The organism is Pseudomonas sp. GW821-FHT02H06 (assembly GCF_059421525.1).
Map to the genome: position 1 here is coordinate 48,327 of NZ_JBWKVD010000014.1, position 16,152 is coordinate 64,478.

Annotated in this window: 15 protein-coding genes; 12 read left to right on the plus strand and 3 right to left on the minus strand. The window is 59.8% G+C overall.

From position 1 onward, the window contains the following. Nucleotides 1–4: 4 nt before the first annotated feature. Complete coding sequence (locus tag AC07VF_RS20375) at nucleotides 5–937, minus strand: chemotaxis protein CheV (RefSeq protein WP_192172654.1); 933 nt, start codon at nucleotides 935–937, stop codon at nucleotides 5–7. A gap of 74 nt (nucleotides 938–1,011) precedes the next feature. Between AC07VF_RS20375 and flgA the strand changes: the two genes are divergently transcribed. From flgA to AC07VF_RS20435, 12 genes are all read left to right on the plus strand, one after another. Further along, entirely contained in the window at nucleotides 1,012–1,773 is a 762-nt protein-coding gene (gene flgA / locus AC07VF_RS20380; RefSeq protein ID WP_495009899.1) for a flagellar basal body P-ring formation chaperone FlgA, read from the plus strand. 170 nt (nucleotides 1,774–1,943) lie between these two features. Continuing rightward, nucleotides 1,944–2,261, plus strand: coding sequence for a flagellar biosynthesis anti-sigma factor FlgM (gene flgM, locus AC07VF_RS20385; protein WP_192172656.1), 318 nt, complete (start codon nucleotides 1,944–1,946; stop codon nucleotides 2,259–2,261). A 49-nt stretch (nucleotides 2,262–2,310) separates the two neighbouring features. Beyond that, a complete protein-coding gene (locus AC07VF_RS20390; protein ID WP_074893095.1) occupies nucleotides 2,311–2,778 on the plus strand; it encodes a flagella synthesis protein FlgN in 468 nt (155 codons plus the stop codon). An 82-nt stretch (nucleotides 2,779–2,860) separates the two neighbouring features. After that, a complete protein-coding gene (locus AC07VF_RS20395) occupies nucleotides 2,861–3,601 on the plus strand; it encodes a flagellar brake protein (RefSeq protein ID WP_192172657.1) in 741 nt (246 codons plus the stop codon). A gap of 337 nt (nucleotides 3,602–3,938) precedes the next feature. After that, nucleotides 3,939–4,193: a PAAR domain-containing protein gene (locus tag AC07VF_RS20400; RefSeq protein ID WP_192172658.1), complete on the plus strand. Its 255-nt coding sequence runs from the start codon at nucleotides 3,939–3,941 to the stop codon at nucleotides 4,191–4,193. 101 nt (nucleotides 4,194–4,294) lie between these two features. After that, on the plus strand, nucleotides 4,295–5,185 hold the full coding sequence (locus tag AC07VF_RS20405) for a hypothetical protein (protein ID WP_495009900.1): 891 nt from the start codon (nucleotides 4,295–4,297) through the stop codon (nucleotides 5,183–5,185). Beyond that, nucleotides 5,182–6,741 carry a type VI secretion system Vgr family protein gene (locus tag AC07VF_RS20410; protein WP_495009901.1) on the plus strand — a complete coding sequence of 520 codons (1,560 nt, stop codon included), beginning with the start codon at nucleotides 5,182–5,184 and terminating at the stop codon, nucleotides 6,739–6,741. The genes AC07VF_RS20405 and AC07VF_RS20410 overlap by 4 nt, the downstream gene beginning before the upstream one ends. Before the next feature lie 3 nt (nucleotides 6,742–6,744). Next, nucleotides 6,745–7,968: a DUF2345 domain-containing protein gene (locus AC07VF_RS20415; protein WP_495009902.1), complete on the plus strand. Its 1,224-nt coding sequence runs from the start codon at nucleotides 6,745–6,747 to the stop codon at nucleotides 7,966–7,968. Between the two features lie 2 nt (nucleotides 7,969–7,970). After that, nucleotides 7,971–9,935 (plus strand): phospholipase D-like domain-containing protein, encoded by a 1,965-nt coding sequence (locus AC07VF_RS20420; protein ID WP_495009903.1) that lies wholly within the window; start codon nucleotides 7,971–7,973, stop codon nucleotides 9,933–9,935. Between the two features lies 1 nt (nucleotide 9,936). Continuing rightward, on the plus strand, nucleotides 9,937–10,977 hold the full coding sequence (locus tag AC07VF_RS20425; RefSeq protein WP_495009904.1) for an SEL1-like repeat protein: 1,041 nt from the start codon (nucleotides 9,937–9,939) through the stop codon (nucleotides 10,975–10,977). Nucleotides 10,978–11,027: 50 nt separating this feature from the next. After that, nucleotides 11,028–12,116, plus strand: coding sequence for an SEL1-like repeat protein (locus tag AC07VF_RS20430; protein WP_495009905.1), 1,089 nt, complete (start codon nucleotides 11,028–11,030; stop codon nucleotides 12,114–12,116). Between the two features lie 5 nt (nucleotides 12,117–12,121). Further along, nucleotides 12,122–12,916 (plus strand): hypothetical protein, encoded by a 795-nt coding sequence (locus AC07VF_RS20435; RefSeq protein WP_495009906.1) that lies wholly within the window; start codon nucleotides 12,122–12,124, stop codon nucleotides 12,914–12,916. Nucleotides 12,917–13,176: 260 nt separating this feature from the next. On the opposite strand, the gene AC07VF_RS20440 is transcribed toward AC07VF_RS20435, so the two are convergent. Together AC07VF_RS20440 and AC07VF_RS20445 are read right to left on the minus strand one after the other, a co-directional pair. Then, nucleotides 13,177–14,649 (minus strand): MFS transporter, encoded by a 1,473-nt coding sequence (locus AC07VF_RS20440; protein WP_192172664.1) that lies wholly within the window; start codon nucleotides 14,647–14,649, stop codon nucleotides 13,177–13,179. Nucleotides 14,650–14,703: 54 nt separating this feature from the next. After that, on the minus strand, nucleotides 14,704–15,945 hold the full coding sequence (locus tag AC07VF_RS20445) for a glutamine synthetase family protein (RefSeq protein ID WP_495009935.1): 1,242 nt from the start codon (nucleotides 15,943–15,945) through the stop codon (nucleotides 14,704–14,706). Nucleotides 15,946–16,152: the final 207 nt, after the last annotated feature.

Genomic DNA, 16,152 nt, shown 5'->3' on the forward strand with positions numbered 1-16,152 from the left:
CTCCTCAGCTGATATCTGCCGCCTTGATACGATCTACCACCCTCGCCGCCAGATCGTCTGGCCGGAACTTGGCCAGGAAATCATCCGCGCCGACCTTCTTGACCATCGCCTGGTTGAACACGCCGGACAACGACGTATGCAACACGATGTGCAACTTCTGCATGCGCGGGTCGCTGCGAATCTCCGCAGTGAGGGTATAGCCATCCATCTCCGGCATTTCAATGTCGGAAATCATCATCAGGAATTCTTCTTCCGGCTTCTTGCCTTCATCCACCAGTTTGCGCAGGAAATCGAGTGCCTGACGACCGTCATTCAACGCCGTGACTTCCACGCCGACGGTTTGCAGGCAACGCGTCACCTGTTTGCGCGCCACCGAGGAGTCATCGACCGTCAGCACGCGCAGCGACAGAGCCTTGTGCTGAACCTCCGCCGTGACCACGCCGACCGAGATGTTCTCGGACACCGGCGCCACTTCGGCGAGGATCTTCTCGACATCGATGATTTCCACCAGCTGGTTGTCCAGACGCGTCACTGCCGTGAGGTAGTGGTCGCGACCGGTGCCCTTGGGTGGCGGATGAATGTCTTCCCAGTTCATGTTGACGATGCGTTCCACCGCATGCACCAGGAAGCCCTGAATCTTGGTGTTGTACTCTGTGATGATCACGAATGAATTGGTAATGTCAGCCAGCGGCTTGCCACCGGTCGCCAACGCCAGATCGAGGATCGGGATAGTCCCGCCACGAATATTTGCCACACCGCGCACAATCGGACTGGATTTGGGCATATGGGTAAGTTTCGGGCACTGAAGCACCTCTTTTACCTTGAACACGTTGATCCCATACAACTGCTTGCCGTCCAACCGGAACAGCAACAGTTCAAGGCGGTTCTGCCCGACCAGTTGAGTGCGCTGGTTTACTGAATCCATCACACCAGCCATGCACCACACCTCCCAAAAACGACCAATTGCGCTACCGGAACGGTAAGCGGCACGGGCCTTGCTATTTACTCATCATGAACACACAAACGACAGTATCCCGACGCCCGGCACCCGCAACCCGCAGCTTTGTCTGCGTGCTGGTCGCGCTGTGTCTGTTGTGTGCCGCCAGCCTGAGCCGGGCGGACAACATGACCCTGCCTGAAACACTTATCGGCGTGACCCAGGGCTTTCTTGAATTCACAGTTGAAGACTACATGGCGACCAACCAAACCGCCGGCCGCTACGAAATTGAAGTCAAGCAGCTGGACCCGCGTCTGCGCATGCCGCTGTGCGACAAGGATTTGACAGCCTCACTGGAAAGCCCGGCCCAGCCCATCGGCCGCGTCACCGTGAAGATTCGCTGCGAAGGCACGTCCCCGTGGACGGTGTTTGTGCCGGCCCAGGTACACCTTTACCGCAATGTGGTCACGGCCGTGCGGCCCATGAAGCGCGACGCAATCGTGACGGAAAACGATGTGGCGCTGCGCGAACGCGACGTCAGCCTGCTGGGGCAAGGCTTCCTGGATTCAGTCGATCAGGCAGTCGGGCAAAAAGTTGTCCGACCAACGGTCATCGACCAGATCCTGACGCCCGTCCACCTCGATCAGCCGCAAATGGTCCATAAGGGCGACCAGGTGGTGATCAGTGCGCGCAGCGGTTCAATGAGCGTGCGCATGCCGGGCGAAGCCTTGTCCGACGGCGGTTTCAACGAGCAAATACGAGTGAAGAACCTCAACTCCCAGCGGGTGATCAAGGCCAATATCGTTGCGCCCGGGCAAGTCGAGGTCGCTATGTAACTGACATGTGAAGGTAAGACCTCTGGCGCTGCGCTTGCGCTTTTCCTACACTCGGAACCCCTGTGCTCCGTGCGAAGTCCATTCGAGACTGTTTTCGCACGGGCCCTAAAGTTATTCCGGGTCTGGCCGAAACCAAGGCAAGCGTCCTAGAACCCAGAGGTTTTTCAATCATGGTCATCGACTTCAATCGTTTGAACAGCTCCACTACCGTTGGCGGTACAACACGTACTGCCAGCACCAAGGAAGCCAGCAAAACCGAAGCTACGGCAGCGGTCAGCGGCACCTCGAGCGTGCCCGGTAGCGGTGAGGCAGTACATTTGAGCAGCGAAGCTCAACAGTTGCAGAAGATCAGTGATTCGTTGCGTGATCAGCCTGTCGTCAACAGCGCCCGTGTGGCTGAGTTGAAGCAGGCGGTCGCCGACGGCAGCTATAAGGTCGACAGCAATCGTGTTGCAAGCAAACTGCTTAACTTCGAAGCCCAGCGCTAGCCCCAGGTCTGCGCAGGGGCTTCTGGACGCTTAAACACCAGGGCATGCGATGCAAGACACTACATTGCTTCAACTGATCACGGACGACATTGCGCCAACCCGGCATCTGCTGGATATCCTGAAGGCCGAGTCAGTGGCGCTTCACGGGCGCAATATGGTCGAGATGGAACACATCCTGGCGCAGAAACAGGCGCTGGTGATCGTGCTCGAGCAGCATGGACGCCGACGTACCCAGCTGATGACCAGCCTGGGTCTGCCCGCCAATCGCGCGGGACTCGAAGAAGTGGCGAAACATTCGTCAGTGGGTGAAGCCTTGTTGACCGCAGGCGATGAACTCAGCGCGCTGATGAGTGAATGCCAGGCGGCCAACGAACAGAACGGCAGCCTCATCCAGCTCCAGCAACTCACCACGGCACAGCAGTTGAGGATTCTCAACGGCGGCGACACGCCCACGCTGTACGACAGTCGCGGTTCGACGTCGGGCAAGGCCAGGCCGCGTCCGCTCAGCCAGGCGTAAGTTCTTGTATCAAGGTGCGCACTGTGGTGGCAATATGCCGCACGCTGCACGCTGCCGTTATTTGCCTGGAGATGGATAGACCGTGAATGCCTCAAGCGCGGACGATGTTCCGCAGCCCCCGAAGGTACTGACCACCCCGTTGGAAATCGCCGCCAATCTGCGGCTGCTGATGGAAAGTCATGACCCGTTGATCATCACGTTTCACGAACGCACCCAGCGTTTTCAGAGTTACGTGATCGACGTCGACCGTGACACCAACCAGGTCATTTTCGACGAGATGATCCCCCGAGATGGCGAGCGTTTCCTTGCCAGCGGTGAGCCCTTCCGGGTCGAAGGTTTTCACGACGGTGTGCGCATCGCCTGGGAAAGCAAAGCCCAGCTGACCGTGATCGAAGAGCCGCGCAGCTATCGCGGCCCTCTCCCTGAAGAAGTCGTCTATCACCAGCGTCGTAACGCGTTCCGCGCGGCCCTGAAGCTGGCTTCGCTGATTGATGTCGAGATTGGCGGCGACCGGCTCAAATTTCCGTTGCGCGGCAAACTGCTGGATGTCTCCGCCACCGGCTGCAAGCTGCGCTTTGAGGGCGATATCTCCGAGCGCATGCAACTGGGCCAGGTCTATGAGCGCTTCATCGCCTCCCTGCCCTTCGGCAACATGACCACGCCGGTCGAACTGCGCTATCTGCACTTCGAAGAAAGGATCAACACCACGTTCGCCGGTGTGCGCTTCCACAACATGAGTGGATTGGTGCAGCGTCAGGTCGAGCGTTTCGTGTACCAGCTGCAGCGCGAAGCGCGACGCTTCGACAAAGACGACGATTTCTGATCGTTTGTGATGACCGGCTGGCGCGTTTCAGGGCGTGCTGGCCGGTTGCCCACATCCGCTGCTATCGCCTCCCCCCATAACGCGCACATCAAATAGCGCGTCCTGATCCCCTCCCATAACGCCTCCCGCCCCGCTCCAACCCCCTCCAAACCACGCCTGTTCGATCAAAATGCGAACCTCATCACGCCCGCGTGTAGGACTCTTCACCGCGCAAAAGTAGGACGCGTCTTGAAATAATCTGTGCCACTTTCAAGCCCCTGACCCTGTGTTAATTTCGCGGCTCAAACGCACCGGAGCATGGACGCTCGCCGCGGCCACATCTCAGGGAAGTTTCGTCATGCGCCCCATCATCGTTCTCAACGACCCCACCCTCAAAGGCGGTCGAGTCATTCAAGGCTCGCCCTCCACGTTCCTGCACGGTCTCGAAGTCGCCCGCCACGGCGACGGCGTGCTCTGCTTTCACGGCCCCTGTGCCATCGCCGAAGGGGATGAAACCTGCCTCGTCGATGACCGGCCCATTGCCCGCGACGGGGATCGCCTGCTGTGCGGCGATGCCCTCGTCGCGACCCACGATGACTGCTGCATCCTGTAGGGGTCGTCATGAAATATTCCTTTTTGAAACGGCTGCTTGGCAAACCCGCGCCGCTGCCACCCCCTCCTGCCCCTCAACATTACGTCCGGCCGCGGCGGAACATGTACGACCGGATTTCCGAGAAACGGCTGGCACAGGAAGCCGCCCAGCGCCTGCTGGACCGGGCCAAACCCCGAGGTGATTTCTGCTCGCAGAGCGTCAGCGTCGAGGACGTCTGGCTTCGATTGCCCGGGCATTCCCTGGACCAGCAGTTACCTGTCCAGCACATCCCCAGGCACGCGAACGCGCTGAGCCACGATTCAAGGCTGATGGCTGCCGATGGCTCGCGCCGACTGTTGCGGCGGATCGAGATCGACGCGATTCCTCTGCCCTCGATCGACCCGCTCGCCCGCGCCATGGAACTGCTGCAGGCGACCCTGACCCAGTGCCCGCTGCTCGACCGAGTTGCGGACTGGACGCAGGTTGAAGTGCATCTGTTCCCGCCGTCCCATGTCGATCCATTGGTCTGGTTTGAGACCGTGGTGGGTGTGTGGCCCCAGGCGTGGCTGCCCGGCGGCGGTTTCCGTATCGCCCGCCAGGCACCGGGGCCGTGGCTTGCCGAATTGCTGTCCAGCAACCTGAGCATGCCCGGCCATCTGTGCCTGAGCCTCGACAGCTGGGCCACCCTGCCGGCCAACGCACACGCTGCAGATCCGGCGCCCCTGGGAGAGGTGGTATCCCTCGTTTCGCTCAAGCGGGGCGCGCGGACCGATACCCCGAATACCGCCCCCGAGCAGACCTTCAATCAGCAGGTTCAGGCCCCGTCGCTGTGCGGCCAGGTCGGGACCGTTGCTGCCGAATGGACGCGGATGGCCCTAGGCTGCCTGGCGGCCCGCGCCGCCTCCGGCCAGGCCCAATGGGTGATGGACCTTACCGACAGCGATTCAAGCAGCGGGTCGATCATCGCCGCCCCTCACGCTGTGCCCACTGCCCCGACAGGAAGTCCGACATGACCTTCGCAACCCCCTCCCCCTTCAACTTCGCCGGTATCCGCCAGAAAGGACGCCTGCTCGAACTCAAGACGCCACTGACCGAGCCGCTGCTGGCCGTGCGCGTGCACGGCGTCGAGCGAATCGGCCGAATCCCGCGTTACTGCGTGGACGTCGTCAGCGAATCGACATGCCTCGACCCCCACCAACTGATCGGCGAGCCGGTTCGCCTCGCCATCAAGGCCGCCGACGGCAGCCACAGTTACAAACACGGTTTCGTGGGCAGCGTGCGCTACCTCGGCAGCGACGGCAGTTTGCAGGACTGGCAGCTCGAATTCGCGCCGTGGTTCAGCCTGCTGGAATACCGTCAGGACTGCCGTATCTGGCAAGACATGACGTTGATCGACATCTTCACCGACGTATTCCGAGGGCATCCCCAGGCGCAAGGCCGCTATGAATTCAACTTGCGCCACGAGCATCCGCCGCAGTCCTACGTCACCCAGTTCAACGAAAGCGACGCCCACTTTGTGCATCGCTGGTGCGAGCAGGCCGGCATCTATTGGTACGTGCTTCATGAGGCTGACCAGCACCGGATTGTATTCGTCGACAGCGTCCTTGACCTGCCGCCGCTGGAGCCGGAAGCGCTGCCTTTTCACACCCAGACGGCCGCGCTGGACCACGACAGCATCGTGGAATGGAGTCAGGCCGACACGCTGCTGAATGGCCACGTTCTGTGGAGCAGCAACAATTACCGCGCTCACCGCCAGCCCATGTCTGTCCGCTCCATGGGCCTTAATCCACCGGGGGCGGCGAAGACGCTCGAGCGTTATGAATACCGAGGCCAGTACGCGTGGCACAGCGAAGACGACGGCAACTGGCAGACACGGGTGCAAATCGAGCAGGTGGAATCAGCCGCGCGGCGCATCACCGGCCATGGCGGCGTCCGGCACATGCTCCCGGGTCACGGGTTCGAGCTGCACGGGCATCCGCTGTATGAGGACGGGCCCGCTAAACGCCGTACGTTTCTGCTGATCGCCGTCGAGTTCTTCGCGCAAAGCAATTTACCCGTTGCACTGACACGCCGTGAACGCCCCGGCAGCCTGCAATCGCGCCTGAAAGAGCTGGGCGCCGACAAGCCGTCCGAGAAAGGCGAAGGATTTTATTGCAACGCGTTCGAGGCCCAACGTCTGGACGTCCCGTACCGCAGTGCCTTCGAACACCAAAAGCCTGCTAACCCCGGGCCGCAGACCGCCGTGGTCGTGGCGCCCAACGGCGGGCCATTGCAGACCGACGCGCTGAATCGGGTGTGCGTGCGCTTTCACTGGGACCGCCTCCGATCACCGAAAAAAGCACCCAGTTGCTGGCGGCGCATGCTGCAAAACAGCAGCGGCGCCGGTTGGGGCAGTGTCTACGTGCCGCGGGCAGGTGAAGAAGTGGTGGTCACCTTTCTCGACAACGACATCGACCGCCCGCTGATCCTCGGCCAGGTCTACGGCGGCGACAAACCGGCGTGGCATTCCACGGGCCGGATGAGCGGCTACAAAAGCCAGGAAATCGACGGGCTCGGTTACAACCAATAGGTGATGGACGACACCACGGGGCAGTTGCGCACGCAGATCCACAGCAGTCACGGCCACAGCCAACTGAACCTCGGCTGCCTGGTCGATCAACAGGGCAATGACCGCGGCGCCTGGCGCGGTGACGGGTTTGAATTGCGCACCGATGCCTCCGGCGCCATTCGCGCGCCGCAGGGTTTGTACCTCAGCACCTGGCGGCGCACCAAGGCACAAAGCGGGCATCTGGACAGCAGCGAGGCCAGCCAGCAGTTAAGCGACGCCTTGCAGCGGATGACGGCCCTATCCGACAACGCCGCTCAGCACAATGCCCTGTCGCTGGAGGAAGGGGTCGACAACCTGAACCGTCTGCATCAGGCCGCCACGCATTCCCACCGCCAGGGCAATGCGACCTCTCAGGGCTATGACGCGCCGCTGATCGTCGCCTCGGCGCCCGCCGACATCGCCGTTGTCACGCCGGAGAACATCCAGTTGCACAGCGGCCGCCACACCAGCCTCTCCAGCGGTGAAGACATCAACCTCGCCAGTGCACGCTCGCTGCTGGTCAGTGTGGGTCGCAGCATCAGCCTGTTTGCCCGCGACGCCGGGGCGAAGCTGTTCGCGGCCAAGGGCAAGGTTGAGATTCAGGCCCAGGACGACGCCATCGAACTGACCGCCAAAGACAGCGTACGCATCACCTCCACGGCGCGAACCATCGAGATCGCTGCCCAGGAGGAAATTCTGCTGACCTGCGGCGGTGCCTTTATCCGCCTCAAGAACGGCGATATCCAGATTCACGCCCCCGGCACCATAGACATCAAGGCGGCGAAGAAAACCATCGGCAACGCCAGCCAGATGGACCGCGAGCAGACGCCGTGGCCGCAGAGCACGGCGGGCCAGACGCTGACCCTGCTGGCCGGGCAAAGCAGCGCCGCCAGTCACCAGCCGTGGACCGGCATGCCTTACACGGTGTTCGCCGACGGGGTCGAGATTGAAAAGGGTGTGATATCGAGCGACGGGAAAATCAGCGTTGAGCACCGGGTATCCCGCTCGCGCTACCGCGTCGAACTGGCCAACGGCGCCAGCTATGACATCCCGGTCAGCGGTGATTACCTCGGCGATCAGGACAACGGCGCACGCGCCAACCGCGGCCTGCATCGCCATCAACACAGCCTGACGCCCGGTTCGGGCGAAGCACCCAGTCAGTACCGCGAAGACTACGACCGCCTCAACCATCCAGACACGGAAGCCTGAAGATGAACACACCCAGCATCACCTGCCCCATCGCCACCCGCCAGACCTCATCGGCCGTCATGAATCAGCGCTGGATGGTCGAGTGCAGCGAGTATTCGCCCAAGCCTGCGACCTTCGAGCCGCTGGTGAATGGCGAACGAGCATTCGGCGCCGTCCACGACGCGATCATGGCGGCAAAACATTCGGTGGAGATCATTTGCTGGGGGTTTCAGCCTTCGATGCAGTTCAAGCGCGGCGGTGGTCAGGCGCAGTGCATCGGCGAATTGCTGGTCAATAAAGCCTCTCTTGGCGTGAAGGTGCGCGTGCTGTGCTGGTCCGACAGCGCGCACCTGACTGCGATGTTCGCGGAGAACATGACACCAGGACGCAACGTGGCCTCTATTGCATCGCACGCCGGCGACTGGCGATCCACGTGGCAGCAAGCGTATGACTGGGAATGGTACCGCCGCGCCTCAACCCCTGACACCGGTGCCAGTTCGCTGGTGGGGAGGGTGTTCCCCGGACTGAAGGGCTTCCGATTAACCAAGTTACTGGCACAAGAACTGTTCAAGGCGGGCGCGCGGCCTTTCGAAAACATCGAGTTTGCGGTCCGCGACCTGGGGCTGGCCGACCGAGCCGAGATTGCCTATCAAATATGGACGCGCTCCCGGGAGCAAGGCGCGACAGAACTTGAGGCAGCCAGCAAGGCAGCGGCGATGTCGGTGATCCCCACCCATCACCAGAAAATGGTGCTGATCGACTACGAACACGCTGACCGGGCGGTCGGTTTCGTCATGGGCCACAACATGCTCGACCCCTATTGGGACCGCGACGACCACGCCCATGCTCGTGCGAATGATGTGTCCGGCCGCAACGGTTCTACGCCGCGCCAGGACATATCCAGCCGCGTCACCGGCCCGGTGCTCCAGGACCTGAACGCCAACTTCACCCAGGCCTGGCTTAAAGCAACCGGCATTGACCTGCAGACCGCCCGTGAGCCCCTCGCCGCCAATCTCAAACCGCGCAAAGGTTTCGGGCCGCCGATGATGGCGCAAGTGCTGCGCACTCAGACCGAGGCCGGCAAGCGCGACATCCGGACGATGTACCTGCAAGCGATCAAGAACGCGACCCAGTTCATCTACATCGAGAACCAGTATTTCCGCTGGAAGCCGTTCGCCGACGCCGTTGTCGACATCGCCCGCCGCCATGCCGAAGGCGGCCGCGACCCCGGCGAACACGGCTACCTGCACCTGTTCGTCGTCACCAACTCCTCCGACGAAGGCATGGCCGACGGCGCCCTCGGCACGTTTCGCATGCTTCGTCAGTTGGGCCGCAGTGAAGTCATGCCCTCTGTGGCGCGTCTCGAACACGATGATTACTGGCAGGCGAAGCTCGATGCGCTGCGCGAGGAGCACTTTGCTGCGTTACGCAAATTGACGGCCTATTACGACCGGGCGGACGCAATGGGCAGGCTTGATGGACCCATCGAACGGTTGGAAATCGAACGGGATGAACTGGTCAGGCAATACAAAGAGCTGGCGGGGAAAATTCACCAGGAGAGAAAAGCGCCTATTACTCCGACAGAAGTCCCGGGATTGAAAGTCCATATCTGCACACTCGTCGCCCCCGACTCCCCGCCTGATAACTGGCTGGAAGTGTATATCCATAGCAAGCTGATGATTGTTGATGACGTGTTTACCACGCTGGGCTCGGCGAATATCAATGAGCGGAGTATGAGCTCGGACAGCGAGTTGAATATATGCGTCGAGGATCCGGCGGTGGCGCGGCCGTTGAGGAGGCAGTTGTGGGGGTTGCATACGGGGAAGGAGGATGTAGGGGATATCAGTGAAGCGTTTAAAGCGTGGGGTGAGAGAATCAGAGCAAATAAGTTAGCGCATGGGCAAGAGCAGGGTGCTACCAACCAAAAACCGGTATGTTCCCTAGTTGAATTTTTACGAACCAGCCCTAGCCGTAAGAACATAGATTGAAATGAACATCAAACTTTACGGACTACTGGTACTGGCGCTTTCCGCAAACGGTTGCGACATGAGGGACGAACCTGTGACATATTTTATTCCTGAAAAGGCTGACTACGATGTTGCGTTCAAACGTCTAGAATTTACTTGCGTGCATGAATCTGACGCATTACCGGGATTGCATCCAGACGCGCAAACTCTATATCGCTACGCGCTGCATTTAACCCAGGTAAAGGGACCGAAAGTTTTCAACCTCGCCGCACGATTCTACCGAATTGCTGCCGCGCATGGTCACTATCGTGCCGCGAACAATCTCCAAGCATTGCTATCACAAGGAATGACGAATGCTTCGCATCCGGCACGCGAAACGATCAACCTAGCGGAGGAATTCATGGAGTTAAATATTCCTGGAGCTTACTACGACATGGGCCACTATCTAGAGCTAGGATACGGAGTCAGCCAAGACAGGTCAGCTGCGCGCTACCACTTTAGGCGCTCGGCCGACTTAGGAAATCCGGACGCGCAATACTATGTCGCCGAGCAACTTTTTCAGCTTAAAGGAGGGGGAAAAGTTGCATCTCAAATGCGCAAGTGTGCAATGGAACAAGGCCACCTTAAAGCCGCAGGAGAATATGGTGCTTTGAAGCAAAATCAGGGAGATTTTCCGGAGGCACTGCGTGCTTATCAACTAGCAGTTAAATCGGGTGACTCCTTAACCGCAATGACGCTCAAAAACGCATTCAACGGCGTAGAGCCTGAAAACAGACTTCACTATCTCGCACTCAATAAAGACACCGAGCGGTCCAGGCGGTATCGACTGATCGAAGCCTTTTTAGACAGATACGAACACCTCGGCGCCAAAGTCCCCGACATCGATCAGATCGCACCCCTCCCCCCAGCCAAACTTCCCGATTGGGACGAAACATTCGAATGGAAGCGCAAGCGCGACGCAGCCGTGACTCCGTCGCCACCCAGCAAAGAACTGATCGCGCGGATGTGTGAGGAGAAGCAACTCGATCCAGCCACAGGCTGGCCGTTGAGTGGGTTGAGGTAATACACCTCGCTGATGAGCAATAAAAGCAAATAGTAAATACAAGGACTGATATGAACTACCTCGGATCAGCAGGGTTGCTAATAGCGCTATCTCTGAGCGGCTGCGACACCAAAGTCGAAGAATCAAAAAGCTTCGTCCCTGACTTCACCGATTACAATGCTGTGTCCAGAAACCCGAAGTTTGAGTGCGTGCAGGAGCCGGACAGGCTACAACACATCAGTCCTCACGAGGATGCCTTTTACCAGTTTGGACGGCACCTCTCCCAAGTGAGAGGTCCGAAGGATTTCGATCAAATTGCACGTTACTATCGAATTGCCGCTGCCTATGGTGATTATCGTGCAGCGAGGGGCTTGCAAGCCTTGCTAACACAGGGCAAGACCACTGCTGAGAGGCCAGCCGAAGAAGCTATAGGTCTGGTGAAGCACCTATTAGCCCATGGCAACCCCAAGGGCTATTACGATATGGGGCTTTATCTTGAGTCCGGATATGGAGTGCAACAGGACAGTTCGGCTGCGCGCTACTACATCAGACGCGCGGCTGACTTGGGCAATCCGGAAGCGCAATTCCTGACAGCACAATCACTACTTCAATCGTCTAAAAACAGCTTTGTTGCATTATCCATGCTGCGCTGCGCTATGGCACAAGGCAGTGTTGATGCCGCAAATCAGTACTTTGAGATCAGCTCCAACAAAGGGGATTTTGAACAAGCGCTGCTCGCCCTTCGTACCGCCACTAAATTTAGAGACGTCGAAAGCGCATCTGCTTTAGCGAGCACTGATTACGGCAGCGGACTTGAGAGGGACTCCAGGATGTTTAATCCGGACGAACGTGTTGAGGGAGATCGGCGATACAAACTTATTGCACGCTTTCTAACCAGGTACAAAAATCTTGATCCCCAAGTGCTGGACATCGACGAAATCGTTCCACTTCCCCCAACAAAACTTCCCGTCTGGGACGAGACATTTCAATGGAAGCGTGCTCGTGATGCAGCCATTACGCCGTTAGCGCCAAGTAAGTTAACGATTAATGAAATGAGCAGACGAAAAGATCTCAGTCCAACAACCGGATTGCGGTTGAGCCCGTTAAGACTGAAGCTCAAGCCTATCAGAAAGAAATTGCAATGGCGTAGCTGGGATTAAAATTCATGACTAAACGATCGAACAAACTCTTGTGCTTCGTGCTTGCGTCAATCTCAGTGATGAGCTTTCTTGCGATAAGCCAATTCGGTAACCAACCATTTATTATTAAATCACCCGGCGCTGCTTCGTACGTCTTTAACTGGAATCCGCTTCTCGATCTAGACTATGCAAGCGCGGAGTGGGTTTTCGAATCTATCAGCGAGCAAGCGGTGTCGGGAGTGATTAGGGACGCCATCCGGGATCAAGAAATCTGGATAAGGACGCCTGAAGCCACGGTTGACGATAAATACTTCTCCTGTACCCCTATCAGCCTGAAGAAACCAAGCAAATTCGCACTGGCCGCGTTCGACGAAGCGGAAAAGCCCGCTTCCGGGCCTATGGCCAGATTTAACTATGTTGAGGCGGCTCGAGAAGGTTATTGGCGAGCCGCTGCGCGCCTGGTGACTTTGAATCTTGACGAAGGCTACCCTCTCTACGCCGTCACGCTGGTGGCCTGGCTCCTACAAAACAAGGTTCCAGCGGGACATAACCTACTGGCGGATATTTTAGTCACACATTCTGAGGGACCGGATTTTGATCCGGCGGGTCTTGGAACGTCACTCAGGTGGCGGGCCGCTCTCAATGGCGATCCGGATGCTTTGTCGAAAATGGCAGACCTGCTGACGCGTGAAGGCGAGCCGCAGTTTGCCAAAACGCTGCGTGACTGCGCCGAACGTAACAGGCAAACATTCGGGGAATACGAGGATAGCCCTTGGGATTCATTCCTGCAGTGGCTGCTGGAGGCCGGATCTACCCCGTAGAGTTTTGCCGGATGATGCACCGCATTCTTGAGCAAGCGCACCGCAGGTTCAGCGCGCGACTGATCGGCAGTTGAATGGAGATCAACTGTAGGAGCGACCGGGGTGGCGCTCCACCTTGCTCGCAAATGCGCCAGGCCAGGCGAAATCCATGTCACTTACATTGCGCCTTCGCGGGCAAGGTGGACCGCCACCCCGGTCGCTCCTACAGGTTTAGCGGTAAAGCAGATGCACTCGGCGGGGTCGGAATCAGCCAGGCCCCATCACAAAGGCCGATCCACCCCGACATCCCGACGCACTTCAACCGCCTCCTCCGGCCCAGCCGCATCAGGTTCAGCAGCCACTTCCTCATCCATAATCGCCACCGGACGCACAACGCCCTCACCCGACGCCACAACCCGCTCCACCATCTCTGGCTGCACTTCAGATTCAGCCGCCATATCCGGCGCCACATCCGACGAAACCTCAGGCTCAACGTCCTGCATCTGATCCTGCACGACCTGCTCATCAACCCGAGGGTCAAGGGCAACTACCAGCGGGGAGCTGGACATGCTGTCGGGCATCGCGATGTGGTGCAGCGGGGCGTCTTCGACCTGGTGCAGGTTGGTGACGGCTTTTGGACGAATACGCAGCACCAGCACCAGCGCCACGAAGCAGACGAAGGCGTAGAGCATGTTGCTGCCGAACATCTTCATCAGCACGCCGGACACCAGGGGGCCGACGCTGGCGCCGACGCCGTACGTCATCAGCAGCATAGCGGTCAGGGACACGCGGCGTTCGCCTTCGACGTGGTCGTTGGAGAAGGCCACGGCCAGCGGATACAGCGAAAACTGCAGCAGGGACGCCAGGAATCCCACCGCCAGCAACAGCTCCATCGGCACGCTGGGGAGAATCGCCAGCGGCAGCGAGGCCAGCACCAGCAAACCTGCCACGCCGCGAATCAGCCAGGCGCGGTCGTAGCGGTCTGACAGCTTGCCCAGCGGGCCTTGCACGATAAGGCCCGCGCCGATGCAGCTGGCCATGAACAGGCCGACATGCTCGGTCGACAGCCCCTGTTGCGCGGCATACAACGGCGCCAGACCGTAGAACGAGCCGATGATCATGCCGGCGCTCAACACGGTGGTCAGGGATTGCGGCACCCGGCGCATGAAGAACAGCGGCTCCAGCGGTGCCGGGTGCATCGGTGCCGGGTGAATGCTGCGGGTCATTGCCACGGGCACGAGGCAGAGGGCAAAACACATCGCCACGAGCATCAGCAGCTCAGGGCCCAGTTGCGGGTGGATGACCAGAATCAGCTGGCCGAGCACCAGCCCGAGGTACGACGCGATCATGTACAGGCTGAACACCGTGCCGCGCTGCTTGGGCGAGGCCTGCTCGTTGAGCCAGCTCTCGATGACCATGTACTGGCACATCATGCCCAGGCCGACAATCATCCGCAGGAAAATCCACGCCGGCAGGTAGTCGAACAGCCCGTGGCCCAGCACCGCCGCGCCGACGATCCCGGCGCAGGTCGCGTACGCGCGAATGTGCCCGATCCGGCCGATCAGCCGGTGGCCGATCTTGCCGCCCAGGGCCAGACCGACATAGTTCGCGGCCATCAACGCACCCACCCACAGGCCATCGACCTGATCGGCGGCCAGACGCAAGGCAAGGTAGGTGCTGAGCAGGCCCGAGCCGATCAACATCATCAGCGAGGCAAAATACAGCGCTCGAAAGGACTTCCAGATTTGGCGCATAGCTTTCCAAAAAACGGAAATCCCCGGCTTCAGAGGATTTCCGAACAGCGATTCTTAAGCCTGAGCGGCCAGAACGCGGCGCTCCCAGGGGGTGATTTCGTTGAAGAAGCTGGTCAGTTCCAGGGTCTTCGACGCGACGTAGCCTTCGATGAATTCGGCACCAAACAGTTCCTTGGCCAACGAGCTGCGAGTCAGACGTTCCAGGGCAGCGTGCAGGGTACATGGCAACGACAGATTATCGGGCACAACGAATTCGCCCTGGATCGGCGGCGACGGTTCCAGCGCGTGCTCGATACCATAAAGCCCCGCAGCCAGACTGGCCGCAATGGCCAGATACGGGTTGGCGTCGGCGCCGGGCAGACGGTTTTCGACCCGACGGGCGACCGGTGCGCTGGCCGGAATGCGCAGGCCCGCCGAACGATTGTCGTGGGACCAGCACGCGTTGTTCGGCGAGGCGAACGGATGGCACAGGCGCTGATAGGAGTTGACGTTGGGCGCAAACAACGCGGTGAAATCAGCCATCGCCGCCTGCTGCCCGCCGATGAAGTGATGGAACAGCTCAGTGGCCTCTCCCTGATCGTCGCTGAAGATGTTCTGGCCGGTGGCGGTCGCGACCACGCTCTGGTGAATGTGCATCGAACTGCCGGGGGTGTGCGCCAGCGGTTTGGCCATGCACACCACGATCAGGCCGTGCTTGAGCGCGACTTCCTTGAGCATGTGCTTGAACAGAAATGTCTGGTCGGCCAGCAGCAGCGGATCGCCGTGCAGCAGGTTGATCTCGAACTGGCTGACGCCCATCTCGTGCATAACCGTGTCGCGGGGCAGGCCCAGCGCCGCCATGCAGGCGTAGACCTCCTTGAAGAACGGCCGCAGGCCGTTGTTGGAACTGATGCTGAACGCCGATTGGCCGTCCTCGCGACGACCGTCCAGACCGACCGGCGGCTGGAAGGGCTGGCTCGGATCCGGGTTGGCGCCGAAGACGAAGAACTCAAGCTCGGTGGCCACCACCGGTGACCAGCCATGCCCGGCGTAGCGGGCGATCACCGATTTGAGCTGGCCGCGGGTGGACAGCGGCGACGGCTGGCCGTCGAGCTCGTCGGCGTCGCAGATTGCGAGTGCGCGAGGCTCGTCGCTCCACGGCAGACGGTGGATCTGCTGCGGGTCAGCGATCAAGGCCAGGTCGCCATCGTCGCTGCCATAGAATTTCGACGGCGGATAGCCGCCCATGATGCATTGCAGGAGCACGCCCCGCGCCAGCTGCAACCGACGGCCTTCGAGAAAGCCCTCCCCGGTCATCACCTTCCCTCGGGGCACGCCATTCAGATCCGGCGTGACGCATTCAATTTCATCAATGCCCATCAGTCGCTGCGCGAGTGAATGGTGGTCATCGCTACTCATGACTCAAATCCTTTTTATGGGGCAGGCCGCAGGGCGGCAAGGCGTACAAAATAAGCGTCAGGCGTTCGGAATATCAAGCGCATCTTTGCCGCACGGCGGGTTGGC

What these genes read in the sequence shown, in the direction of transcription:
- flgM (WP_192172656.1), top strand. Translation starts at nt 1,944, where the DNA reads ATGGTCATCGACTTCAATCGTTTGAACAGCTCCACTACCGTTGGCGGT.
- AC07VF_RS20435 (WP_495009906.1), top strand. Translation starts at nt 12,122, where the DNA reads ATGACTAAACGATCGAACAAACTCTTGTGCTTCGTGCTTGCGTCAATC.
- AC07VF_RS20425 (WP_495009904.1), top strand. Translation starts at nt 9,937, where the DNA reads ATGAACATCAAACTTTACGGACTACTGGTACTGGCGCTTTCCGCAAAC.
- AC07VF_RS20400 (WP_192172658.1), top strand. Translation starts at nt 3,939, where the DNA reads ATGCGCCCCATCATCGTTCTCAACGACCCCACCCTCAAAGGCGGTCGA.
- AC07VF_RS20375 (WP_192172654.1), bottom strand. Translation starts at nt 937, where the DNA reads ATGGCTGGTGTGATGGATTCAGTAAACCAGCGCACTCAACTGGTCGGG.
- AC07VF_RS20440 (WP_192172664.1), bottom strand. Translation starts at nt 14,649, where the DNA reads ATGCGCCAAATCTGGAAGTCCTTTCGAGCGCTGTATTTTGCCTCGCTG.
- AC07VF_RS20430 (WP_495009905.1), top strand. Translation starts at nt 11,028, where the DNA reads ATGAACTACCTCGGATCAGCAGGGTTGCTAATAGCGCTATCTCTGAGC.
- AC07VF_RS20410 (WP_495009901.1), top strand. Translation starts at nt 5,182, where the DNA reads ATGACCTTCGCAACCCCCTCCCCCTTCAACTTCGCCGGTATCCGCCAG.
- flgA (WP_495009899.1), top strand. Translation starts at nt 1,012, where the DNA reads ATGAACACACAAACGACAGTATCCCGACGCCCGGCACCCGCAACCCGC.
- AC07VF_RS20420 (WP_495009903.1), top strand. Translation starts at nt 7,971, where the DNA reads ATGAACACACCCAGCATCACCTGCCCCATCGCCACCCGCCAGACCTCA.
- AC07VF_RS20415 (WP_495009902.1), top strand. Translation starts at nt 6,745, where the DNA reads ATGGACGACACCACGGGGCAGTTGCGCACGCAGATCCACAGCAGTCAC.
- AC07VF_RS20405 (WP_495009900.1), top strand. Translation starts at nt 4,295, where the DNA reads ATGTACGACCGGATTTCCGAGAAACGGCTGGCACAGGAAGCCGCCCAG.
- AC07VF_RS20445 (WP_495009935.1), bottom strand. Translation starts at nt 15,945, where the DNA reads ATGACCGGGGAGGGCTTTCTCGAAGGCCGTCGGTTGCAGCTGGCGCGG.
- AC07VF_RS20390 (WP_074893095.1), top strand. Translation starts at nt 2,311, where the DNA reads ATGCAAGACACTACATTGCTTCAACTGATCACGGACGACATTGCGCCA.